This is a genomic window from Olleya sp. KKT75, assembly GCF_055635485.1.
In genome coordinates this window covers 2931556-2954903 of record NZ_CM145759.1, presented here as the reverse complement: position 1 = coordinate 2954903, position 23348 = coordinate 2931556, and the positions used below count along the sequence as shown (strand labels likewise).

22 protein-coding genes are annotated in these 23348 nt (G+C 31.9%); 13 read left to right on the top strand and 9 right to left on the bottom strand.

Going from position 1 to position 23348, the window contains the following annotated elements; translation table 11 throughout:
- Window positions 1-217: 217 nt before the first annotated feature.
- Entirely contained in the window at window positions 218-847 is a 630-nt protein-coding gene (locus ACZ2G2_RS13235; protein WP_470392624.1) for a lysostaphin resistance A-like protein, read from the top strand.
- Between the two features lie 280 nt (window positions 848-1127).
- On the opposite strand, the gene ACZ2G2_RS13230 is transcribed toward ACZ2G2_RS13235, so the two are convergent.
- Complete coding sequence (locus ACZ2G2_RS13230) at window positions 1128-1763, bottom strand: SDR family oxidoreductase (RefSeq protein ID WP_470392622.1); 636 nt, start codon at window positions 1761-1763, stop codon at window positions 1128-1130.
- Between the two features lie 260 nt (window positions 1764-2023).
- Between ACZ2G2_RS13230 and gcvT the strand changes: the two genes are divergently transcribed.
- The 6 genes from gcvT (at window position 2024) to ACZ2G2_RS13200 (ending at window position 8102) form a co-directional block, all read left to right on the top strand.
- Window positions 2024-3094, top strand: coding sequence for a glycine cleavage system aminomethyltransferase GcvT (gene gcvT, locus ACZ2G2_RS13225; RefSeq protein WP_281846500.1), 1071 nt, complete (start codon window positions 2024-2026; stop codon window positions 3092-3094).
- A 6-nt stretch (window positions 3095-3100) separates the two neighbouring features.
- The gene (locus tag ACZ2G2_RS13220) at window positions 3101-4015 is read left to right on the top strand and encodes a glutaminase (RefSeq protein WP_090838362.1); all 915 of its coding nucleotides are present in this window, start codon (window positions 3101-3103) and stop codon (window positions 4013-4015) included.
- Between the two features lie 16 nt (window positions 4016-4031).
- The gene (locus ACZ2G2_RS13215) at window positions 4032-4862 is read left to right on the top strand and encodes a sugar nucleotide-binding protein (RefSeq protein ID WP_090838365.1); all 831 of its coding nucleotides are present in this window, start codon (window positions 4032-4034) and stop codon (window positions 4860-4862) included.
- Between the two features lie 25 nt (window positions 4863-4887).
- Complete coding sequence (locus ACZ2G2_RS13210; protein WP_090838367.1) at window positions 4888-5181, top strand: 4a-hydroxytetrahydrobiopterin dehydratase; 294 nt, start codon at window positions 4888-4890, stop codon at window positions 5179-5181.
- Window positions 5182-5198: 17 nt separating this feature from the next.
- Window positions 5199-7244, top strand: a complete 2046-nt coding sequence (locus ACZ2G2_RS13205) for a carboxy terminal-processing peptidase (protein ID WP_470392619.1) — start codon at window positions 5199-5201, stop codon at window positions 7242-7244.
- Between the two features lie 138 nt (window positions 7245-7382).
- The gene (locus ACZ2G2_RS13200; protein ID WP_470392617.1) at window positions 7383-8102 is read left to right on the top strand and encodes a YebC/PmpR family DNA-binding transcriptional regulator; all 720 of its coding nucleotides are present in this window, start codon (window positions 7383-7385) and stop codon (window positions 8100-8102) included.
- 71 nt (window positions 8103-8173) lie between these two features.
- Here the strand turns inward: ACZ2G2_RS13200 and bcp are convergent, their stop codons facing one another.
- Window positions 8174-8629: a thioredoxin-dependent thiol peroxidase gene (gene bcp, locus ACZ2G2_RS13195; RefSeq protein ID WP_090838373.1), complete on the bottom strand. Its 456-nt coding sequence runs from the start codon at window positions 8627-8629 to the stop codon at window positions 8174-8176.
- A gap of 35 nt (window positions 8630-8664) precedes the next feature.
- Here bcp and ACZ2G2_RS13190 point away from each other — a divergent pair, with 35 nt between their 5' ends.
- On the top strand, window positions 8665-9312 hold the full coding sequence (locus ACZ2G2_RS13190; RefSeq protein WP_090838375.1) for an endonuclease III domain-containing protein: 648 nt from the start codon (window positions 8665-8667) through the stop codon (window positions 9310-9312).
- Between the two features lie 38 nt (window positions 9313-9350).
- On the top strand, window positions 9351-9752 hold the full coding sequence (locus ACZ2G2_RS13185) for a GNAT family N-acetyltransferase (RefSeq protein WP_470392616.1): 402 nt from the start codon (window positions 9351-9353) through the stop codon (window positions 9750-9752).
- Window positions 9753-9878: 126 nt separating this feature from the next.
- Here ACZ2G2_RS13185 and ACZ2G2_RS13180 read toward each other — a convergent pair whose 3' ends face one another.
- Both ACZ2G2_RS13180 and ACZ2G2_RS13175 read right to left on the bottom strand, forming a co-directional pair.
- Window positions 9879-10034 carry a hypothetical protein gene (locus ACZ2G2_RS13180; RefSeq protein WP_177183509.1) on the bottom strand — a complete coding sequence of 52 codons (156 nt, stop codon included), beginning with the start codon at window positions 10032-10034 and terminating at the stop codon, window positions 9879-9881.
- 56 nt (window positions 10035-10090) lie between these two features.
- Window positions 10091-10675, bottom strand: a complete 585-nt coding sequence (locus ACZ2G2_RS13175; protein WP_090838943.1) for an RNA polymerase sigma factor — start codon at window positions 10673-10675, stop codon at window positions 10091-10093.
- A gap of 234 nt (window positions 10676-10909) precedes the next feature.
- Between ACZ2G2_RS13175 and uvrA the strand changes: the two genes are divergently transcribed.
- A complete protein-coding gene (gene uvrA, locus ACZ2G2_RS13170; RefSeq protein WP_470392614.1) occupies window positions 10910-13693 on the top strand; it encodes an excinuclease ABC subunit UvrA in 2784 nt (927 codons plus the stop codon).
- A 25-nt stretch (window positions 13694-13718) separates the two neighbouring features.
- Window positions 13719-14291, top strand: a complete 573-nt coding sequence (locus ACZ2G2_RS13165) for a hypothetical protein (RefSeq protein WP_101202483.1) — start codon at window positions 13719-13721, stop codon at window positions 14289-14291.
- A gap of 136 nt (window positions 14292-14427) precedes the next feature.
- Here ACZ2G2_RS13165 and ACZ2G2_RS13160 read toward each other — a convergent pair whose 3' ends face one another.
- Complete coding sequence (locus ACZ2G2_RS13160; RefSeq protein ID WP_470392611.1) at window positions 14428-15477, bottom strand: DUF3667 domain-containing protein; 1050 nt, start codon at window positions 15475-15477, stop codon at window positions 14428-14430.
- 205 nt (window positions 15478-15682) lie between these two features.
- Here ACZ2G2_RS13160 and ACZ2G2_RS13155 point away from each other — a divergent pair, with 205 nt between their 5' ends.
- Window positions 15683-16345 (top strand): hypothetical protein, encoded by a 663-nt coding sequence (locus ACZ2G2_RS13155; RefSeq protein ID WP_470392610.1) that lies wholly within the window; start codon window positions 15683-15685, stop codon window positions 16343-16345.
- A gap of 163 nt (window positions 16346-16508) precedes the next feature.
- Window positions 16509-17684: a hypothetical protein gene (locus tag ACZ2G2_RS13150; RefSeq protein WP_470392608.1), complete on the top strand. Its 1176-nt coding sequence runs from the start codon at window positions 16509-16511 to the stop codon at window positions 17682-17684.
- 71 nt (window positions 17685-17755) lie between these two features.
- Here the strand turns inward: ACZ2G2_RS13150 and ACZ2G2_RS13145 are convergent, their stop codons facing one another.
- Genes ACZ2G2_RS13145 through ACZ2G2_RS13130 form a run of 4 tightly spaced genes read right to left on the bottom strand, consistent with a single transcriptional unit; the run spans window position 17756 to window position 23277 of the window.
- Window positions 17756-19207 (bottom strand): oligosaccharide flippase family protein, encoded by a 1452-nt coding sequence (locus ACZ2G2_RS13145; RefSeq protein WP_470392606.1) that lies wholly within the window; start codon window positions 19205-19207, stop codon window positions 17756-17758.
- Window positions 19208-19236: 29 nt separating this feature from the next.
- The gene (locus tag ACZ2G2_RS13140) at window positions 19237-20520 is read right to left on the bottom strand and encodes a glycosyltransferase family 4 protein (protein WP_470392604.1); all 1284 of its coding nucleotides are present in this window, start codon (window positions 20518-20520) and stop codon (window positions 19237-19239) included.
- A 36-nt stretch (window positions 20521-20556) separates the two neighbouring features.
- Window positions 20557-22995: a YfhO family protein gene (locus tag ACZ2G2_RS13135; protein WP_470392603.1), complete on the bottom strand. Its 2439-nt coding sequence runs from the start codon at window positions 22993-22995 to the stop codon at window positions 20557-20559.
- Between the two features lie 30 nt (window positions 22996-23025).
- Window positions 23026-23277 (bottom strand): DUF4834 family protein, encoded by a 252-nt coding sequence (locus ACZ2G2_RS13130; RefSeq protein WP_282067980.1) that lies wholly within the window; start codon window positions 23275-23277, stop codon window positions 23026-23028.
- Window positions 23278-23348: the final 71 nt, after the last annotated feature.

Genomic DNA, 23348 nt, shown 5'->3' with positions numbered 1-23348 from the left:
GTGTCTCATTTTAAAATTTCGAAAGTGGCATTATTTGCAACATCGTCATTTAAAGATCTAACTAAGGTTTGAGCTTAATTTTTAGATTATTACAATGCAATAAGGCCTTGACTTTAAAAAATAAAACCATTACCTTCGGATTTAAAATAACTACTGATATAAGTTATTAAAAACGATGTCATATTAGTTTTAAGTTAGCAAACGTTGAACCAAGATTATGAATAGATTTTTTAAAGACCTAACAATTCCTAAATCTATTTTAATGACCTTTATTTTATATATAATTATATTATTTCTGATTTTTATTAATGTTAAATTATTGAATTTTGATTTTAACACAACATCTTTTATAAGCCAACTTCTAATCCTAGTAATAATAATTATATTATTTAACAATTACTTTTTTGAACCTAAAGACTTAGATTGTAGTTTTTTGAAAATAATATATTTTACGGTGTTAGGTGTTGCAATTGGAACAATTTATTATATATACCAATTTATTTTCAATAACAAAATATCTCAACAATATGAAATAACGATTAGTTTATTAATTGAAAGTATTTTCCTTGGAGTTATTTATGAAGAATTATTTTTCAGAGGAATTATTCTGAAAGGACTTTTGAAAAAATATAGACCATACGTTGCTATTATTACTTCATCTCTTCTATTCTCATTAACCCACATTAATCAAATATTAGATCCATTAAAATTTCTTAGCTTATTAATCTTAGGGATTACCTGTAGTATCTTTTATGTTAAAAATAAAAAAGTAATAATTCCTATAATAATTCATGCATCATATAATATTGGAATAATATTTTTCCCCAAAATCCTGAATTTAATATAATAAAAACGTTTGCTAACAAAGTGTAAAAATAATAAGGGTTTTAGTGCTTAAACCAAAGTTCAGAGCATTTTACAAAGTCCGCAAAATTTACAATTTTGCGTGTTTATTTAAATTAAGAAAAAATTGTAAATTTGACTAAGTGATAAATTGAAAGTTCAGTCATTCTAAATCCTTTACTATTCTTACACAAAACGCTATTTTAAACCCGAAAACAAAAAAAAGCTACCAAACGGTAGCTTTTTTTATTAATCAAATATCTTAAAAACAAGAAATTCTTATTCTATTTAGACAATGTATTTAAGGCATCGCCAATTAAGGTCTCTCCTTTTAAAATTTCGAAAGTGGCATTATTTGCAACATCGTCATTTAAAGATCTAACTAAGGTTTGGGCTACATCGTTTCGGCTAATGTCTCCACTTTTATTTAGCTTAGTGTCTAACTGTATTTTGTTAGTTAATTCGCCATTAGTTAAAGATCCTGGTCTAACAATACTATAATTTAATCCGCTTGATTTTAAATACTCGTCTGCGTTATGTTTTGCTTTTAAATACGCTTGTAGTTGTTCTGCTTGTTCTGGATGGTCTGCTCCCATTGAGCTTAACATCACAAATTTTTTGACATTGTTTTTGTTAGATGCATCAATTAGACGCTTTGCGCCTTCTTGATCTACTTCCACTACTTTTTTTCCTCCAGATCCTGCAGCAAAAACAACCTTGTCTATAGTGTTATTAAAAGCTACAGAAACGTCTTGTTCTAAATCTGCTAAAACCGTATCAATATTTTTGGCTTTAAAATAAGCGACTTGCTCTTCTTTTCTAACCATTGCAATTGGGTTAAAATACTGAGATTCGTTTAAAAGATTTACTATTTTTTTTCCTGTGGTACCGTTGGCACCTGCTACTAATATATTTTCCATACTTAAAGATAACAGCTACACACCCGCTTACCAAATTTCAAGGATTGGTTTAACTTTAGTTTAATAGAAAACACTTGATTTTACATGCAACTACTAATTTTTTTAACATTTGAAGTGCTTCTAAACGGGACATGCTTCGATTATAAATTTTAACTTGATATTATTTCTATTACTAAAAAGCAACTCGATAATTTTCAATACTTTTGTTAGACAATTGCTAATCATTTCCGCTTGACGGTAAAATCAAAAATATATTAAGAATGAAAAACACAGCTTTAACAGCAACTCACGAAGCACTAAGTGCAAAAATGGTTCCTTTTGCAGGTTACAACATGCCTGTACAATATGATGGTGTAAATATCGAACATGAAGCCGTAAGAAAAGATTGTGGTGTATTTGATGTATCTCACATGGGAGAATTTTTAATCTCTGGTCCTAACGCTTTAGCTTTAATACAAAGTGTAAGTAGTAATGATGCTACTAAATTAACTATTGGTAAAGCGCAATATTCTTGTTTACCAAATGATGATGGTGGAATTGTTGACGATTTGATTATTTACAAACTAAAAGAGGAACAATACCTATTAGTTGTTAATGCTAGTAATATTGAAAAGGACTGGAATTGGATTAGTTCTAAAAACACAGTGGATGCGGATATGCGCGACTTGTCTGCAGACTATTCGCTTTTAGCTATACAAGGTCCTAATGCTGTAGCAAAAATGCAAGCGTTATCTAGTCATGATTTATCTGCTATTAAATTTTACAACTTTGAAGTTGGTGATTTTGCAGGTATTGACAATGTTATTATCTCTGCAACTGGTTATACTGGAAGTGGTGGTTTTGAAATTTATTGCAAAAATGACGAGGTTAAACAAATTTGGGATAAGGTAACTGAAGCTGGTGCAAAACCTATTGGTTTAGCTGCACGTGATACCTTACGTCTAGAAATGGGGTACTGTCTTTACGGAAACGATATTGACGATACAACATCACCTATTGAAGCTGGTTTAGGATGGGTTACTAAGTTTAGTAAGACTTTTACTAATAGTGAAGCTTTAGAGGATCAAAAACGTCGTGGTGTAGACCGTAAATTAGTCGCTTTTGAACTTGACGAACGTGGTATACCAAGACAAGGTTATGATATTGTAGATGGTCAAGGTAAAAAGATTGGTGTTGTTACTTCTGGTACAATGTCTCCAATGTTAGGTAAAGGTATTGGCTTAGGTTATGTCCCAACCGTATTTACTGATGTAAACAGCAAAATAAACATACAAATACGTAAAAACGCAGTGCCAGCAACTGTAGTAAAACTTCCGTTTTACAAAGCGTAATTATTTATGCTAGACTTCAATACTATTATAAACAACATCCATAGCGACTTAAAAAACGAAGTTGTTAAGGGTGTTGTTGCTTCTTATATTCCTGAATTGTCAAAACAGGATGTTAATCACTTTGGTATTTTTATGCAGCACATGGATGGTCGTACATTTATGGCTGGAGATGCTAATGTCCCATTTTCCATACAAAGTATATCTAAAGTTCTAACCTTATCTAAAGCCATAGCGTTTGAAGATAACAACTTATGGACCCGTGTAGATGTGGAGCCTTCTGGAAACCCATTTAACCATTTATCTTTATTAGAATTAGAAAACGGAATACCTAGAAATCCTTTAATAAATGCTGGTGCTATTGTTGTGGCAGATATATTGTGTACACAATTTAAAAACCCAAAAGCAGACTTTTTACAGTACGTTAGAGATATTAGTAATGATCAGTCCATAAACTACAATTATAAAGTGGCGGCTTCAGAGAAGCTTACGGGTTATAATAATTATGCGGCTGCCAACTTATTAAAGTCTTTTGGCAACTTGCATAATGATGTGGAGGTGGTCTTGGACTTTTATTTTCATCAATGTGCTTTAGAGATGACTTGTGCGCAAGTCGCTAAAGCGTTTTATGTATTTGCTAACAGCGGAAAATGTGTTAATAACAAGCAACATGTTACCGTTAGTCAAGCAAAACGGATCAATGCTATTATGTTGACTTGTGGCTTTTATGACGAATCTGGCGAGTTTGCATTTGAAGTCGGTCTACCAGGAAAAAGTGGTGTTGGTGGCGGTATTGTGGCACTTCTACCAAATAAATTTGTAATTACTACTTGGTCTCCAGGACTAAATGCTAAAGGAAACTCTTTAATTGGAATGCAAGCTTTAGAACAATTTACTACCCAAACCAATTTATCTATTTTCTAAACGTTATAGTCTTTAAATGAAAACGATAAATAACAAACATCGCATACTTATACTTGGCGCTAGTGGGTTTATAGGACAAGCTTTATATAAAGAGTTGTGTGGCTATTTTAACACCTACGGGACGTATTGTGTAGATAATAAAGCGTTTAGTAAAAATCAGCACTACTTCCAATATAATATGGAAGAGGATGATATTTTCGAAATTCTAGAGATTGTAAAACCTACAATTATAATCTCGGCAGTACGTGGTAATTTTTCGGCACAAGTTATTGCGCATCATCATATTGCAGAATATGTGGTGGCTAATAATAGTAAGTTTATCTTTTTATCTTCTGCAAATGTCTTTGATGCTTATAGTAAGTATCCTAGTTATGAAGACGATAAAACATTAAGCCATAGTATGTATGGTCATTTTAAAATTAAGATTGAAAACATGCTATTGCGCTTGCCTAAACGCAACTACGCAATTATAAGACTACCCATGGTTTTTGGAGCGCAATCCCCAAGAATACAAGAAATAAAGTTTTTTTTAAAAGAAAAATCACCCATTGAAGTTTTTCCGAATTTAATAATGAATGTCACTACAGATACCAAGGTGACACAACAAATTCATTATATTATCAATCAAAAAAAATCCGGTATTTTCCATCTTGGAAGTACAGATTTAGTGCATCATGACGACTTTTTTAAAGAAATAATAGCGTCTTTAGGTGTTATAAACCCAGTGTTTAAGCAAGTGTTTACTACTAATGACGACCGTTATTTAGCAGTACTATCTAAAACAAATGCGCTTCCAAAAAATTTAGAGCTATTAAGTCATGATATTTTAACAGAATTAGAAGTATAAATGTCTTATTTTTAAATAAAAATTTATGTCTACACTTACCCCTATTGAAATTGAACAACGTTTATTAAGATTACCAGAATGGGACTATGCTGATAATGCAATACATGCAGAGTTTGAATTCGAAAATTTCAAAGATTGTTTTAGTGCCATGAGCAGAATTGCTTTTGAGTGCGAAGCATTAAACCACCATCCAGAATGGACTAACGAGTATAATGTTTTAAAAATAATTTTAACAACGCATGATGCAGGTGGCGTTACTGATAAAGATTTTAAATTAGCATTAGCTATTGAGCATATTGTTGAAGAAGACGAAGACTAACCGTTTAAACGCCCCAAATGTATAAACACCTTCTCCTACTCTTTCTATTAAGTACTAACGTCAGCTTGGCGCAATCAGATTCTATATTTTGTAAGCAGTTAGTGGCTGTAAAACAGTTGGTAAAAAATAACCATTACCAACCAAAAATAATTAATGATAGTTTATCAAAAGGTGTTTTTAATCTGTTTTTAAAAGGCTTAGATCCTGATAAGGATTACTTTTTAAAAACAGATATTGACCAATTTAAATCAGATCAACTGCAATTTGATAATTATTTACTGTCTGATAATTGCGACTTTTTAGACACTTATAAAACAGTATTATTACAACGTATTAACGACACTAAAACTATTTTAGAGCAATTAAACACAACTGTTCCTGATTATTCTGGTGGGCTAACCTTACAATATTCGCCTTCAAAATTTATCACTTACCCCAAAGATTATCAGGGATTACAAAAAATGCTTGAAAAATTAGTAGCCTATAAGGTTATTACCAATCTATTGGATAGTAATGACGCTATAGAAGTTATTAAATCTAACTTTTCAACTCTAGAAGTTAACGCTAGATTGGATGTTATTAAAAATCAACTGTGCAAACTTGAGCAGTTTACCAACACCAGCGGTGGTATTGATCGTTATGTAAAAGATGCCTTTATTAATGCTTATTTAGAGTATCACGATCCACATTCGGTGTTTTTTAATCCTACTGAAAAATTAATTTACGAAACCTCCTTATCTAGTAATCAATTGTCTTTTGGTATTACTACCGAAAAAAATAAAGAAGGTCAGATTTTTATAGCAGAAATCACACCAGGAAGCGCAGCTTTTAATAACGGAAACTTTGAAACGGACGATATCATCATGTCATTAACCGCTAATGGCGTAACATTAAATACGTTTTGTATTTCTAATCATGAGATCGAAGCATTTAGTAATAAAGAAGACCATAAAACAGTATCCTTTTTAGTAAAAAAGAAAAACGGAACAGAACAAACCATTACCATAACTAAAACCAAAATTAAAGTAGAAGACAATGCCATTAAAGGCTATTTACTTGGCGAAAATCAAGATTTAGGATATATCAAGATACCTAGTTTTTATACTAATGACGAGTCTCTAAACGGTCGTGGTATATCCTCTGACTTTGCTAAAGAACTTTACAAACTACAAAAACAACATATTGACGCGTTACTTATTGATCTTAGATTTAATGGTGGCGGATCCATGCAAGAAGCAATGGAACTTGTTAGCATGTTTATAGATCAAGGTCCAATAACCATTATTGAAACTAACTTAAAAGAAACCTACACCATTAGAGATAGTAAGCGTGGTACGTTTTTTAACAAACCTGTTGTAGTACTGGTTAATAGTTATAGCGCTTCTGCATCAGAGTTTTTTGCATCTGCAATGCAAGATTATAATCGTGCTTTAATTGTGGGGTCTACAACACATGGTAAATCCAGTGCGCAAAGTATCCTTGCTTTAGATGACACGGGCAATTTAGGGTTTTGCAAAATTACTGTCGAAAAATTTTATCGTATCACAGGCCAAAGTCATCAGGCAACTGGAGTAATTCCGGATATAAAACTCCCTTCTATTTATGATAATTTAGATAGCGGAGAAGGGTATTTAGACTACGCTTTAGCCAAAGATACAGTTACGCCTCAAATGGGATTTAGACCGTTTAAAACAGTAGATTACGCCTCTATATTAAGTAATAATAAGCAGCGATTAGCCAACAACACTAATTTTAAAGACATTGCTAAAAACAACCTAAAGTTAAGAGCCAGTATTTTTGAAAAAGGAGAAAAATATCAACTGACGTTAGAAGGTATAAAAAAAACCAGAGAAACTAAGAGCGACTTATATTTTCAGATTTTTCCTGAACAAGACGATTTACCATTAATTAAAGTGTCTAATACTAAAGCAACACAAAAATTATTAGATATTAATAAAGAAGATCAAACCTTAAATGCGGATATAATCACGCAATTATCAAAAGATATTTATATTGCAGAATCTTATACAATTTTAAAAGACCTACTTAATCTTAAAAATTAGTAATAAAAGCAAACTAATTACGTAGACACCTGTCTAAAGATTAAATTAAAAGTAAAAGTTTTTTTAAATTTGTAATTGTAAAATTAATTTTAACTATTTAGTTTTCGCTTAAGCGGAAATTTAAAAACATATATAACCATGGGAAGAGCTTTCGAATTTAGAAAAGCACGTAAAATGAAACGTTGGTCTGCGATGAGCAAGGCCTTTACACGCATAGGAAAAGATATTGTAATGGCGGTTAAAGAAGGTGGACCCGATCCAGCTAGTAACTCACGTTTACGTGCAGTTATCCAAAATGCCAAAGCAGTAAACATGCCAAAAGACAACGTAGAGCGTGCTATTAAAAAAGCAAGTGATAAAAGTCTTGGTGATTTTAAAGAAGTTGTATTTGAAGGTTATGCACCACATGGTATTGCTGTATTGGTAGAAACTGCAACAGATAATAACACCCGTACAGTTGCAAATGTGCGTAGTTATTTTAATAAATGTGATGGTAGTTTAGGGACGTCAGGTTCTGTAGTATTTATGTTTGACCACACGTGTAACTTTAGAGTAAATGCTGAAGGTTTAGACCCAGAAGAGTTAGAATTAGAATTTATCGATTTTGGTGCAGAAGAGGTTTTTGCTGATGATGATGGTATTTTAATCTACGCGCCTTTTGAAAGCTTTGGCGCTATCCAATCAGAAATTGAAAGTCGTGATATCGAAATATTATCTTCAGGATTTGAACGTATTCCTCAAGTTACAAAAGCAGTAACACCGGAACAAGCAGCAGATATTGAAAAATTATTAGAAAAATTAGAAGAAGATGATGATGTGCAAAACGTATATCATACTATGGAAGAAACTACAGAATAATTGTTCTTTCAAACTTATAGCAACAAAAAAAGCGACCTCATGGTCGCTTTTTTTATACTTAAATTATAATCCTACAGCTCTAAAATTTGAGCTGCATGGTCTTTAGTTTTTACTTTATCAATAACATGGGCTACTACTCCATCTTCATCTACCAAAAAGGTTTTTCTGTGGATACCATCATATTCTTTACCCATAAATTTTTTCAAACCCCAAACACCAAAAGCATTAATAACTTCTTTCTCTTCGTCCGCTAATAACGGAAACGGGAAACTGTATTTGTTTTTAAAATTAGTTTGTCTTTTTTCTGAGTCTGCACTTACACCCAAAATCTCATAACCTTTATCTTGTAACAGTGTATAGTTGTCTGTTAAATTACAAGCTTCGGCTGTACAACCAGGCGTACTAGCTTTTGGATAAAAGAAAACAATTAGTTTTTTGCCTTTATAATCCGATAATGACACTGGATTTCCATCTTGATCATTTACTGTAAAATTTGGTACTTTATCGCCTTGTTTTAATGTATTCATAGTTGTAATTTTGGTTTCATTCAAAAATACGACTAATGACTAAGCAAGAAAAGGTAGATTTTGTTATAAATACGTTAAATAAACTTTATCCAGAAATACCTATTCCGTTAGACCACAAAGATCCGTACACCTTATTAGTTGCTGTATTGCTATCTGCACAATGTACAGATGTTAGAGTTAATCAAATCACACCGTTATTATTTGCCAAAGCAGATAACCCGTATGATATGATAAAAATGAGTGTGGAAGAAATCAAAGCTATTATTAGACCTTGTGGTTTGTCTCCAATGAAAAGTAAAGGTATTTACGGGTTATCAAAAATGTTAGTCGAAGACTATAATGGTATTGTACCACAGTCTTTTGAAGCATTAGAAACCTTTCCCGCTGTTGGACATAAAACAGCTGGTGTAGTTATGAGTCAGGCTTTTGGTGTACCTGCTTTTCCTGTGGATACACACATACATAGACTTATGTACCGTTGGAATTTAACCAACGGTAAAAACGTACAACAAACAGAAAAAGATGCCAAGCGCTTATTTCCAAAAGACACTTGGAATGATTTACACTTGCAAATTATTTGGTATGGACGCGAGTATTCTCCAGCTAGAGGTTGGGATTTAGAAAAAGATATTATTACCAAAACTATTGGTCGTGCTACCGTTTTAAAGGACTATTATAAGTAGAATTGATAGATTAATAAGCTGAAAAACATTAGTAACACATGAAAAATATCGAATTCAAAATCGGAATACGTCCTAACACATCGGAGATAATCAAACTTTATAATAGCTCAGGAATAACAAGACCTACCAACGATAGTGATCGGATTTCAAAAATGTATAAAAATTCTAATCTAATTATAACCGCTTGGTTAAACAACGAATTGGTAGGAATAGCACGCTCACTAACAGATTTTTGCTATGCCTGTTATTTATCAGATTTAGCGGTAAATAGCGAATATCAAAAAGAAGGTATTGGTAAGCATCTAATAAACCTTACCAAAAAAGAGATTGGACCACAAACAACGCTAATTTTACTTTCGGCACCATTAGCAATGGAATACTATCCAAAAATAGGTTTTGATACTATTAAAAATGGTTTTATAATTCCGCGAACTGAATAATTATCATCACCTTTTTTCTGACATAATAGGTCCTGAAAAAGTATAATAATTCATTTTCATTAAGGTTAATTACTAAAATGCCTTAAAAATAAAAACGTCCTGAGACTATCAGGACGTTTTCAAAGTTTAGTTTTGAAGTGCTTCAAACTTCAAATTTTTATAATTTATAACACTTAAAGCCTTAGAATAATTTAAAATAAAACTAATTGTTTCTGCTTTTGGTTCTATTTTAAAGTTTTGTTTTTTTGGGGTATTCGAATGTTCAGAGTAAATTTTCGCCATGTATATATGTTTAAGGTATACACAGATAACGAGCAATCTTTTGATTTATTGCATTTCTAATTTGTTAAAACAATATTATGCTTTTCAATTACTTTTCTCATATTAATTAATGCATAACGCATACGCCCTAAAGCGGTATTAATACTTACACCTGTACGTTCTGATATTTCTTTAAAACTCATATCATTATACATACGCATAACCAAAACTTCTTTTTGATCTTCTGGTAATTCGTCTATTAATCGACGTACATCTGCTTCGACCTGCTCCTTAACCATCACTTTTTCAGCGTTTAAAGAGTTATCACTAATTACAGAAAAGATATCAAAATCACCTGAATTATCAAATTTTGGCATTCTGTTATTCTTTCTAAAATGATCAATAACTAAGTTGTGTGCGATACGCATAACCCATGGTAAAAATTTACCTTCTTCATTATACTTACCTCTTTTTAAGGTACGAATAACCTTAATAAAGGTATCTTGAAAAACATCCTCTGCGATGTCTCTATCAAATACTTTAGAATAGATAAAACTGTAAATACGTTGTTTGTGTCTTTTAATAAGAATCTCTAAAGAAGACTCATCTCCTTTAATATAGTTACTAACAAGGATAGCATCCGTTATGGTTATTTTTTGCATAATCATTACTTTTAAGCACCAAAAGCAGGTTTTGGTCTGGGGTTTATAAATTAAAAAGTAATGTTATACTATAGGCTATAAAGTTTTGTTAATAATATGATATGTTCCAAATATAACAACAATCATTCCGTAAAAGCAAAAAAAAACATTTTTTTTAACATTTTATTGCACAATAAACCTATTTAAAAGGTGCTCAACTTGTGTTATCTTTGTGTTTTAGACGTAAAAACAACTATGACTACACCGCTTTCTGAAGTAAATCCAAAAGAAAACATTATTATAAAAGGTGCAAAACTGCACAATCTTAAAAATATTGATGTTGTAATACCACGACGCAAACTTGTTGTTATAACAGGACTATCAGGTTCTGGAAAGTCAAGTTTAGCATTTGACACCTTATATGCTGAAGGGCAACGTCGTTATGTAGAAAGTTTAAGTAGTTATGCTAGACAGTTTTTAGGTCGTCTAAACAAACCTAAAGTAGATTATATTAAAGGTATTGCTCCTGCAATTGCAATCGAGCAAAAAGTAAATAGTACAAATCCTAGATCTACGGTTGGAACAACTACTGAGATCTATGATTACTTAAAACTGCTTTTTGCAAGAGTTGGACGCACCTACTCTCCTATTTCTGGTCAAGAAGTTAAAAAAGATACTGTTACAGACGTTACAAATTATATAAAAGGATTAGGCTTAAACGAAAAACTACTGCTTTTAGCGCCTTTAGTTTTAGAAGAAGGTCGTGAATTACAAGATAAATTAAGTGCATTAAATGCGCAAGGTTACGCCAGAATTAAAGTAAAAGATAAAGTTATAAGAATAGACGATGCTAAGGACTTAACATCAACCAAAGATTTGTTTTTGGTAGTAGATCGTATTGTAACAAAAGACGATGAGGATTTTTATAACAGATTAGCAGATGCCATACAAACTGCTTTTTTTGAAGGTAAAGGCAATTGTTATATAGAAACGTTAGCTGATAATACAACCCGTCATTTTAGTAATAAATTTGAATTAGATGGCGTGCTGTTTTTAGAGCCAAACGTACATTTATTTAGTTTTAACAACCCTTATGGTGCCTGCCCTAAATGTGAAGGTTATGGTGATGTGATAGGTATTGATGACGATTTAGTCGTGCCAAACACAGCACTTTCTGTTTATGAAAACGCCATTTTCCCTTGGCGTGGTGACAGTATGAGTTGGTATAAAGACCAATTGGTTAACAACTCGCATAAATTTGATTTTCCGATTCATAAACCATATTTTGAATTAAGTGCAGAACATAAAGCCTTAATTTGGGAAGGAAATGAATACTTTGAAGGTTTAAATAGCTTTTTTGCAGAGTTAGAAAGCAAGGCTTACAAGATTCAAAACCGTGTGATGTTATCCCGATACAGAGGTAAAACACAATGTAAAGTATGTCATGGAAAACGATTAAGACAAGAAACTAACTATATTAAAGTTGGTAATGCAACCTTAACGGAATTAGTAGAGTTACCTTTAAATAAATTGGCTGTGTTTTTTAATACGATCGTGTTAAACGACTACGATGCAAAAATTGCAGAACGTTTATTAATAGAAATTAGAAACAGACTTAGCTTTTTACATAACGTAGGATTAGATTATTTGACAATAAACCGAAAATCTAATACCCTTTCCGGAGGAGAAAGCCAACGTATAAATCTAGCAACCTCTTTAGGTAGTAGCTTAGTTGGATCTATGTATATATTGGACGAACCTAGTATTGGTTTACACCCAAAAGATTCTGAACGCTTGATACAAGTTTTAAAACAACTCCGTGATTTAGGAAATACTGTAATTGTGGTAGAACATGATGAAGATATCATGAAGGAAGCGGATCAAATTATAGATATTGGTCCTGAAGCTGGTACTTTAGGAGGAGAAGTTGTTGCAGTTGGTACGTATGCTGATATTCTAAAATCAAACTCGTTAACCGCACAATATTTAAATGAAACCTTAAAAATTGAAGTGCCTAAAACACGCCGTACTAGTAAATATAGTGTCGATATTATTGGTGCTAGAGAAAATAATTTAAAAAATATAGATGTCTCTTTTCCTTTAGAAATGCTAACAGTTATTACTGGTGTTTCTGGAAGTGGAAAAAGTACATTGGTTAAAAAAATATTATTTCCGGCAATACAAAAACACTTAACTGGTTTTAGTGATAAAGCAGGACAGTTTACAGAACTAAAAGGAAACTATAGTATTGTAAAAAACATCGAATTTATTGACCAAAACCCTATAGGAAGATCGTCTAGATCAAACCCGGTGACTTATGTTAAAGCTTATGATGACATCAGAGCGTTATATTCTAAACAAAAACTAAGTACTATCCGTAATTATGCAGCTAAACACTTTAGTTTTAACGTGGATGGTGGACGTTGCGAAACCTGTAAAGGTGAAGGTGAAGTGACTATTGAAATGCAATTTATGGCTGATGTCCATTTAGAATGTGAAACTTGTAAAGGAAAACGTTTTAAAAAGGAGGTCTTAGAAGTCACTTTTGCAGATAAAAACATTGATGACATTTTAAATTTAACTATTGATGATGCTATTGCCTTTTTTGATAAAAATGGCGTTTCTAAAATCAAAAATAAATTACAACCACTCCAAGATGTTGGATTAGGCTATGTTGCTTTAGGTCAAAGCAGTTCTACCCTTTCTGGAGGAGAAGCACAACGTATTAAACTAGCTACTTTTTTAGGTAAAGGAAACACAAAAGATAAAACCTTATTTATTTTTGACGAACCTACAACAGGTTTACACTTTCATGACATTCAGAAATTATTAAAATCCTTTTATGCTTTAATAGCTAAAGGACATTCTATAATTGTTGTGGAGCATAATTTAGAATTGATAAAATGTGCAGATCATATTATAGATTTAGGTCCTGAAGGTGGAGAAAATGGTGGTAAATTAGTCGCTTTTGGAACACCTGAAGATATTATAAAGGTAAAAGCTAGTGTTACTGCGCAATATTTAAAAGACAAACTATAATAAACATTACAGTTAACAACGTTAAATGGGTGATTTAGAAACTATCAAAAAAAAGGTGTCTACAAAACCCGCAGTAAGTGGAGGTGCTAATTTTGAAACACATGTTTTGTCTCAGACTAGATATGGGTTTAAATTTAAGCCATCTTTAGGCTTTGCCCTATTTACACTGTTATTTGTTAGTGTTGCTTATGCCTTTTTGTACGCAGGTATTGCCTTGTATATAAAGACTCAAAATTTTGACTTTATATTTACTCTAGCAACATTAGCAGGAACTATGTTTTTTATTGCAGGTAACTATTTACTGATTTCTTATTTTTCGCCCATTGTTTTTAATAAACATTCCAATCGTTTTTATCGCGGATTTAATAAACACAACTCAAAGAAAAGTACTGTATTATCAAACATTGTTGCTTTACAGATTATTGGCGAAACTATATCTGGTGAGAATGGTAATTACAAAAGCTTTGAACTTAATTTAGTACTAAAAGATGCTTCACGAATTAATGTGGTGGATCATGGCAAACTAAAAACTATTATTATTGATGCTGAAGTATTAAGCAAACATTTTAACATTCCTATTTGGCATGCAACGTCTTAGTGTTATGGTTTATAAACAATACTTGTAACCCAAAAAAGCAACTTCATTAAGTCTATACCTATTTATTTATAAGGCTTTTAATTTCGGTTTAACCGAAAAAAAAATTAGAATACTACTTCCCTATTTAAATTTTGATTTAATAAAACAAAAAAGAAACAAACGCTAACACCACAAAAGCAATAGGAACCAATATTGCCAAAAATACAAAGGAAATAACACCACTTTTTAGTATACTATAGCGCCAACGTTGATTGTAAAAATGCTTGACGGCAATTACAAAATAGATAAAAATGGATAGTGCAATCAACAAATTAACCCAACTAGGCACATCTATAATAAGGTTGGTAATTAATAAGATGCTAAACACCATGAAAATGAAAGCGAAAAAATAGAACGAAAACACTAAATGATAAGCATAGCGTCCTTTTTTCCAATAAAACAATTTTAGAAATAAAGCAAAAATAGGTAACAATATAAATAATGCAATTGGTGTGGCATTTATCATAGAGATCCATATCGAACCTGCTTTTCTGTCCTTATGAAATTTTAACATTTGAGGATACAACATCTTGTCAAACCAACCCGGATTGTCTGCCATTCCCATTGCTTTATAAATAGTGTCATTAGAAGCACTTGCAGCTAATAGAGCATCTATTTCTTGAGTATTATACCCAAAGGATACGGAATTATTTGACTTAATATCCTTTTGAGAGACTATGGAGTCAATCACTTTATCAGACATTCTAGTCAGTGTTTTGTTTTTAATTAAAGCGGTGCGCATTTCATCTCTTTTAACGGAATCTGCATCCTTAGTTTGAATCTGATTTAATACATTGTTTGATTCGGCTTTAAAACCTTCATTTAGGTCTTGTTCTACTTTGTTCATCTGAAAAGAAAACAAAAAGAAAAATACAAATGTTATAAATAAGTACAATTGGGCGGGATGCAAAAAAGACAAACGCTTCCCTCCTATAAATTGATTTGGTAAAAAACCTGGCTTAGTCATTAAGGGTATAAAACTCTTGAAGAATTTAGAATCCCATAGTAGATAGTTGTTTAAAGTATTATAAAACAAAATTCCAAGCGTTAAATCCTCTTTATCCTTCATTCCGCAATGCGGACAAAAATCAAATCCAGATTTAAAATCACTCTCGCAATTTTTACACGTGTTATACTTTAAAGACATTGGTGGTTGGTTTTTACGATAGTAAATATAGCATTCTTTTTAATACTTTTTGGTTTACATCAAGAATAAAACCATGTCTTTAAACGGTTTGAAACACTAGTAAAACCAACGTTTAACAAGTTTGGCACAGCTATTGAAACTATCTAATCAATATAGCGAATGCCGAAACGCTTAATTAGTAGGCAAAATCTAAATCCTTAATACTATGAGAAAATTAGTACTATTATTTACAGGTATGTTAATTGGATTAACTACCGTAACAGCAGAAACTAAATCTGCATCGCAAGGTGAAGATTTAGTATTAAACAGAAATTATTACGCACAACCAATATTGTTTGTAGAGCGTGGTGTAGAATTTTTAATTTTTCCTGACGGAAGTTTTGATTTTAATACACAATTAGAACAAACACAAGGTGACAATTATTACAGACGTAGCACTACAAAACGTAGATCTGTAAATACAACTTATGGTGCACCAGGAACACAGGTTTCCTATTCTACCCCTAGAGGCAGAGGTATGATTGTAACCCATGATCGAGATGGTAAAGTAAGACGTATTGGACATGTGTTTTTAAACTATAACAGAACTGGACAAATCAAACGTTTAGGATCTGTATATATCGCCTACAACCGTCAAGGTTTAGTTAGTCAAATTGGAAGCATGCGTTTAAAATACAACAGAAATGGGCATTTAATTAAAACCATTGGTCATGTTAATAGAGCAAATACAAGTAACTATGGTGGTCAACACCATAATAACACTGTAGATTATAATACATACAATGATTATAATACTAATGATGATAACTACTATTATAAAAAAGGTGTAAAAACTAAAAAGACTAAAGTTGTTAAAACAAGAAAATAATATCTTTTTTGCCCTAAAGATAAACCCCGTAAATTTTTATTTACGGGGTTTTTTATGTGATAAAATTAAAACAAGACACCTAAACCCCTTACTATTACTAGGTTTTTGATTTTTGGCACGATGCTTGTAATTAGTTAATTGTTCAATCTTAAAACAATACATTATGAAAAACATATTCCTTTTATTAACAGCATTAGTCCTTAGTGGATTTACTGTTAATGCAGACACAAATACCACTGTAGATAACGGTGTTATTAACAACTCTTACGTTAGAGGTTATGGTAACTCTTTTATATTTGAAGAAGCAGGAATAGAATTTTCTGTTTATGCTGATGGGCAGTTTGACTTCTACATGCCAAATTACGGACCACAAGTTAACGTAGACGTAAATAACAGAAACACAAGTATTAGCTTTAATACAGGTTACGATTATGGTGCTTATGTGCAGTATGACGAATTTGGAGCTATTATACAAGTAGAAAACACTCCAGTATTCTATGACTATTATGGTCGTGTAAGTCAAGTTGGAAATGTTTATATAAACTATAACAACAGAGGATATGTAAACCGTGTTGGTGGATTATATGTACACTATAACCGATACAACCGTTATTCTCACTGCACAGGATTTATTAACGTGTATAACAGAGCATATGTTTACAGATCATGGCACTCGTTTTATGTATTACCTTCAATACATTACCGTGTATTATACTCTACACCTTACAGACAACATTACACACCTACTAGATACAGATATGATAGGCCTTATGTAAACAACAATAGACGCAGAACAGCGGTTGCTAGCAGAAGAGGAAACACAATTACTAGAAATAGAGCTTTAGCTTCTAGAAACGAAGGAAGAACACCTAGAGCAAACAGTACAACACGTACAAGAAATAACAAAGTAACACCTAGAACAAAAGGTAATACTACTGTAAAGCCTAGAACTAAAAATAACAATGCTACGATTAGTACGCCTAGAACAAGAGGTAATCAAACAGTTAACTCTAAGCCTAGAACTAGAAACAATAATACTACCACTAGTACACCTAGAACAAGAGGAAACCAAACAACGATCTCTAAGCCTAGAACTAGAAATAATAGCACTACAACTAGTACGCCTAGAACAAGAGGGAACCAAACAACAACCTCTACGCCTAGAACTAGAAATAATAGTACAACAACTAGTAAACCTAGAACAAGGAATACCGTAAGTACAAAATCAAATAGAAGTAATACTAGAACGACAACAACTAGAAAAACGACTTCTAAACCAAGAACAACAAGCTCTAGAAGTACATCTTCTAAAACAAGAAGTACAAGGTCTAGAAATTAACATAGAATAGTTACAAGATTAGAATCCTACAAACGGTTGTTTGCCCTAAAGCAACTGGAAGTAGGATTTTTTTATGGAATAAACTTATTTAATAGTTTAGAAATATCCTCAGACAAATTAAATTTATAAACAGAAAGCCCATATACAATACTAAGTAGCATTGTTTTTAACAAAATAGCCAAAATCGGATGGCACGAAAACTCCCAAAAGAATAATGCTAATCCGCAAATCGTAATTAAAAGCAACGTTTTTAGTGTTAAACCTGTAAAAGGATGCATTTTAAACTTACGATACACAAAGCTAAGTTTAATAATATTATAAGTAAATATCGTGATACAACTCGCGTAAGCTGCTCCGTTAATTCCATATATAGGAATAAATACTAAGTTTAAAACCACGGTCAATATGGCTAACAGTACACCAAATACTAGCACTACTCTATAATAATCGCTATTAAACAAAATAGCATTATTATTTCCTATTAAGTTATCAGACAACTTAGCTAAACCAATAACTAACACCACAAGAAACCCTTCGCTATAATTCTCAGGAATCAAAAGATATAACTTGGATATGTTTATGATAATACACAAAAAAATAAAACCGCTTATAATAAATAAGTTGATAGACGTTTTTTGATACAAGGTCTTTAATTCCTCCTTATGTCCTTCGTTTAATAATTTTGCAGTTAAAGGATTAGTTATTTGGTGCATTGCTCTTGCTGGCACACCAATTACCGTAGCAATATAGATTGCTACACCATAATAAGCTACATTATTAAGCGCTTGAAACTGTCCTAACATAAACTTATCTATTTCTAAGATAATATTAGCTACAGAGCCTGCTATAATAATTAAAGCAGAGTATTTTAAAATACTAGATAAATTAGGGATTTTAGTCCATTTAAAACTAGGCATTCTCAAGCTAAAAGCATACAATTTCATTATCAAAGCGCGCGCAATATATACTATAACAATCCCATAAATTAATTGGTCTACAGTTAGATAACCAAAATAAAGTGCTATTAATAAAATAGAGGTTGCTATCCTATGAAAGACTTCGCTCATAAAATTACCAAAAACACTTTGTAACTGCACTTTGCTCCACGCATAAAACACCTCAAAATAAGCAAATGCAGCTGCAGACACATAAATTAACCACGTGTAATCCTTTATTATCGCATTTTTTTTAGATAGCCAATTCGCAATCACATCAAAAGCAAAATGCGTCAGTAAACCTAAAGGAATAATAAGAAACAAAGGCAGTATCAACATCAAACTTAAAAAGCTATTTTGCGATTGTCTTGTCTTAAACGACGAATAAAACTTAACGATAGTATTATGTACTCCAAATGCCATAAATGGCATTAATATACTAGAGGTAGACAATATAAAAGTTATTAAACCAAAATACTGTTCCGTTAAAAATTGAGTGTACAAAAAAATAACATTAATAGCGCCTACTCCAAAACCAAAGTACGTGACAATAGTGTTTTTTATAGATTGATTAATGACTATTCCCATAAATTAAAAGATATTAAAACCCTAAGGTATTAAGGATTTATCAACTGTGATAAATTCTTGGTAAGTTGTTGTCTAGAATACTTCTGTAAACCAATTGGATTTGTTTTTAAATCTCCTTTTTTAAAGGCTTCAAAATGTTGTTTTATAGTCAACTTTAAAGCATCGTAATCTTGGTAATTAAAAAACTGTCCTGTATTAGTTTCTTTAATAATAGAAGCCACATCTGCACCAATTGGGCCTAATGCAATTATAGGTCTATTAGCAACCATGTACTCAAATAACTTACCTGGTATTATTGCTTTAGTAATTTCAGAATCTATCTCAATCAATAATAATAATTGCGACTTTTTCTGAAACATAATTGCTTCACTATGTGAAACATAACCAATGTTATTTAAACTATTAGTTAAATCGTTAATTTCAATAGATTGAAGCACTTCTTTACCAACAGCACCAACCAAATTCAACTGAAAATTTGATGCAAAATCTGAATCTTCATTAATTAAATCACGTAATACTTTCCACAATACTTCAGGGTTTCTTTTTGATAATAACGAACCAATATGCGAGAGCGTAAACTTTTTATCCAATCCAAATGTTGTTACTTTTTCATGGTCATAACCATTGGTAATAACCTGAATAGGCTGTGTTGTAATTTGCTCAAATTCCACCTTAGTGCTAGGACTAGTAACAATAATTTTATTGGCAGTATTAAGTACTTTTTTCTCTAAATTTTTGTGCTTAATTTTCGACGCAGATGTTAATTTTAATTGTTTATGGTAGCCAATAGTTGTCCAAGGATCTCTAAAATCCGCAATCCAAGTCACGTCTAATTTTTGCTGTAATTCTAAACCTATTAAATGTAAACTGTGCGGTGGACCACTTGTAATAATCGTATCTATATTAAAATCTTTAATATAAGTTGACAAGTATTTAACAGACGGTTTTACCCAATTTTTTCGCGCATCAGGAATAAAAAAATTACCTCTTACAAATAGCATCAAACGCTCCATTAAGCTCTGCTTTTCCTTTTCGGCAATAATCCCTTTACTAATCGTTTTACTTTTCTTAGAAAACAATTGCGCTATCTTATAAGGCTCTTTAATATGTTGTTTAATTACTGTTAAATCAGGATTAACCTGATCAGCCAAACTAGCATCTGTAATAGGATAACTAGCGTTTGACGGACAATATACAATAGGTTCTATATTAAATTCTGGTAAGTACTTTACAAATTTTAACCAACGCTGTACGCCTGGACCTCCTGCTGGTGGCCAATAATAAGTAATTATAAGTACTTTTTTTTTATTCATTATATAACGCTTTCGCGGAATTTATGCCTTGACGTATTAATCCTTTTGGTTTCCTAGATAATTTTTATATCCAAAAAACAAACCTCCAAGCACCAATAAAGCTAATAATATAGAACTAGCTAAAGCAATAGTACTTCCCGTTTTAACCACTTGAGGTTCAAATTTAAAAGTCACGATGTGTTTCCCTTTAGGGATTTCCATACCACGTAAAGCATAATCTACCTTATAATGTGGTTTTAATTGACCATCTATATAAGCATTCCAACCATTAGCATAATACATTTCAGAAAACACTGCAAAACCATTGTTACTGTTCTCAGAACTATATTCAATTAGATTGGGAGTGTACGTTTTTACTTTAATCCAAGCTAAAGAATCCGTTGTAAATGATTTAGGTAAATTAGTTTTCCCTTTAAATTCTGATGAATACACAGCTGTTTCTTTTGATTTTAAAGACTCTAAAGCCAATAACTCATCCGTTTCTGAAGCTACTTTTTCAAGATTTGAAACAAACCATGCGTTTCCGTTTGCATCATTATTAACGTAAGGAAATGGTTTTTCATCTTCACCAGCACCAATAATGTATTTCGCGTTAAGCAGACTTAATACATTAATATTGTTTTTGTAGATATAAAATTCATATAAATCCTGAAAACGTTTTGGTTTGGCAGCATGATATCCTCCTAAAGCATTATGAAAATAACTTGTTTTTGCACCGCCAGACGTCATATCATATACTCTATAATTAGACTTGTCTTTTAATATTTGTAAGTCGGCCTTATTAGCTTCATAAGGACGTTCCATTTGGAACTTAGACACAAAATCATCATTATTTACATAACGCTTATCAACACTAACTAAATCCACAACAATTAAAAGTCCTAAAATAATAATGACTTTGGTTTCGTTTAATTTCTGTTTTAAAAATAAGTAAATAACACCTGCAGCTAACAGAACAAATAGCAACGTTCTAAGTGTGTCTGTTGTAAAAAAGCTAGCTCTATCAGCTTTTAACGCATCTAAAAACGCTTGGCCATTACCTTCTCTAATGCGTCCATCCATTCCTCCTACAAAATCAAAAAGACCAATGGTTTTAGCAACCAAAAATAAAACGGATAACCCTCCGGTAATAAATACCGTATATTTTAAAGCCTTTATTTTTTCTTCTGTTTTAACAACGTCATTAAACAGTCTAACTAAAGCAAATACAGCTAAAACGGGAATACATAATTCTAAAATAACTTGTATAGAACTAACCGCTCTAAACTTATTATATAGTGGTACATAATTTATAAATAAGTCCGTTAAAAACTCTAAATTCTTTCCGTACGATAATAATAATGATAAAATAGTACCGCCAACTAACCACCACTTTAAGCGTCCTTTTACTAAAAATAGGCCAAGTACAAACAAAAAGATAACTACTGCTCCAATATAAGCAGGCGCTTCCACTATTGTTTGACTTCCCCAATACGTAGGCAAGCTCTTTGTATATTCTTTAGCATTACTGGCAGGTACACCTTGCGCCACTATATATTTAAATACAGCCGAGTTTTCTCCAACATCTTCGCCACTACCTCCTCCTAAAAATCTTGGAATAAATAAGTTAAAAGTTTCAAGTTTTCCATAACTATATTCTGTGATATACTCTTTACTTAATCCATTACTGCTTTCTCTTTTAGAGCCATCAGGATTTATGGTTAACGCACTTTTACCACGTGTACTTTCCTTAACATAATCTTGCGTAGCTAATATATTTGTAGCATTTAAACCTATCGCTAACACTACTGCTGCCGATAAGACACCAACCGCTTTGAAAAAATGTGGCAACATTTTTTTTCTGTAAGCATCTACTAAATAAGCAATACCCAATACCAACACTAATAAAAGCAAATAATAGGTCATTTGATAATGGTTAGCCACCAACTCTAAGCCCATAGCAATTGCTGTTAACAAGAACCCCCCAACATACTTACCTCTAAATGTTAGTAAAATACCACTTAAAACTAATGGCATATAAGCAATAGCATGTGCTTTACTATTATGTCCAACACCAAGAATTATAATCAGATATGTAGAAAAACCGAAGGCTAGTGCCCCCAGTCCAGCAAGTTTCCAATCTACCTTTAAAACTAAAAGTAAAATATAAAAACCTAAAAAGTATAGAAACAAATAATCCGCAGGTCTTGGTAAAAACCGTAAGGATAAGTCTAATTTTTTAATATAATTGTGTGGGTATTTTGCTCCTAATTGATAGGTTGGCATACCTCCAAATGCGCTGTTAGTCCAATACGTTTCTTCACCTGTTTTGGTTTTGAAATCCTTTTGTTGCTTAGCCATTCCGGTGTAATGCACAATATCACTTTGGTAAATAACTTTACCTTGTAAAACAGGACTAAAATAGGCTAAAGAGCAAACAATAAATCCTACCAAAACTAAAAGATGTGGTAAGATTTTTTTAAACGAAAATTGCATAAATGATTTTAAAAAGTATGAGCTTGAAAATTACTCAATTTCTTCGTAATCTACATACTCCCCTACATTTTTATTTGAAGATTTATTATTAGGCATTTTATCTATAGATATTTCTCCTTCTTTTGTAGTTGGTTCTGCTTTTTGTTGGTTAAAACCGCCATTAAAACGTTGACCCGCTTTTTTGGCTGCGTATTTAAAAAGCGCAGGTGCAAACAGACGAGATAAGATTTTTAATCCGTAATAAATTAATGCAATAATAAGGATGGTTCTTAATAAACCCATGTTGTAACTTTTGTTAAATTATCAATACTTTAACAAAAATACAATTCTTCAGTTTTAAATTAAGTTTTAAA

Bases quoted from the DNA above. Each gene is read 5' to 3' on its own strand.
- ACZ2G2_RS13210 (WP_090838367.1), top strand. From the start codon at position 4,888: ATGTCTACACTTACCCCTATTGAAATTGAACAACGTTTATTAAGATTA.
- gcvT (WP_281846500.1), top strand. From the start codon at position 2,024: ATGAAAAACACAGCTTTAACAGCAACTCACGAAGCACTAAGTGCAAAA.
- ACZ2G2_RS13215 (WP_090838365.1), top strand. From the start codon at position 4,032: ATGAAAACGATAAATAACAAACATCGCATACTTATACTTGGCGCTAGT.
- ACZ2G2_RS13185 (WP_470392616.1), top strand. From the start codon at position 9,351: ATGAAAAATATCGAATTCAAAATCGGAATACGTCCTAACACATCGGAG.
- ACZ2G2_RS13180 (WP_177183509.1), bottom strand. From the start codon at position 10,034: ATGGCGAAAATTTACTCTGAACATTCGAATACCCCAAAAAAACAAAAC.
- ACZ2G2_RS13155 (WP_470392610.1), top strand. From the start codon at position 15,683: ATGAGAAAATTAGTACTATTATTTACAGGTATGTTAATTGGATTAACT.
- ACZ2G2_RS13150 (WP_470392608.1), top strand. From the start codon at position 16,509: ATGAAAAACATATTCCTTTTATTAACAGCATTAGTCCTTAGTGGATTT.
- ACZ2G2_RS13175 (WP_090838943.1), bottom strand. From the start codon at position 10,675: ATGCAAAAAATAACCATAACGGATGCTATCCTTGTTAGTAACTATATT.
- ACZ2G2_RS13235 (WP_470392624.1), top strand. From the start codon at position 218: ATGAATAGATTTTTTAAAGACCTAACAATTCCTAAATCTATTTTAATG.
- ACZ2G2_RS13135 (WP_470392603.1), bottom strand. From the start codon at position 22,995: ATGCAATTTTCGTTTAAAAAAATCTTACCACATCTTTTAGTTTTGGTA.
- ACZ2G2_RS13165 (WP_101202483.1), top strand. From the start codon at position 13,719: ATGGGTGATTTAGAAACTATCAAAAAAAAGGTGTCTACAAAACCCGCA.
- ACZ2G2_RS13130 (WP_282067980.1), bottom strand. From the start codon at position 23,277: ATGGGTTTATTAAGAACCATCCTTATTATTGCATTAATTTATTACGGA.
- ACZ2G2_RS13140 (WP_470392604.1), bottom strand. From the start codon at position 20,520: ATGAATAAAAAAAAAGTACTTATAATTACTTATTATTGGCCACCAGCA.
- ACZ2G2_RS13200 (WP_470392617.1), top strand. From the start codon at position 7,383: ATGGGAAGAGCTTTCGAATTTAGAAAAGCACGTAAAATGAAACGTTGG.
- uvrA (WP_470392614.1), top strand. From the start codon at position 10,910: ATGACTACACCGCTTTCTGAAGTAAATCCAAAAGAAAACATTATTATA.
- ACZ2G2_RS13145 (WP_470392606.1), bottom strand. From the start codon at position 19,207: ATGGGAATAGTCATTAATCAATCTATAAAAAACACTATTGTCACGTAC.
- ACZ2G2_RS13190 (WP_090838375.1), top strand. From the start codon at position 8,665: ATGACTAAGCAAGAAAAGGTAGATTTTGTTATAAATACGTTAAATAAA.
- ACZ2G2_RS13160 (WP_470392611.1), bottom strand. From the start codon at position 15,477: ATGTCTTTAAAGTATAACACGTGTAAAAATTGCGAGAGTGATTTTAAA.
- bcp (WP_090838373.1), bottom strand. From the start codon at position 8,629: ATGAATACATTAAAACAAGGCGATAAAGTACCAAATTTTACAGTAAAT.
- ACZ2G2_RS13220 (WP_090838362.1), top strand. From the start codon at position 3,101: ATGCTAGACTTCAATACTATTATAAACAACATCCATAGCGACTTAAAA.
- ACZ2G2_RS13230 (WP_470392622.1), bottom strand. From the start codon at position 1,763: ATGGAAAATATATTAGTAGCAGGTGCCAACGGTACCACAGGAAAAAAA.
- ACZ2G2_RS13205 (WP_470392619.1), top strand. From the start codon at position 5,199: ATGTATAAACACCTTCTCCTACTCTTTCTATTAAGTACTAACGTCAGC.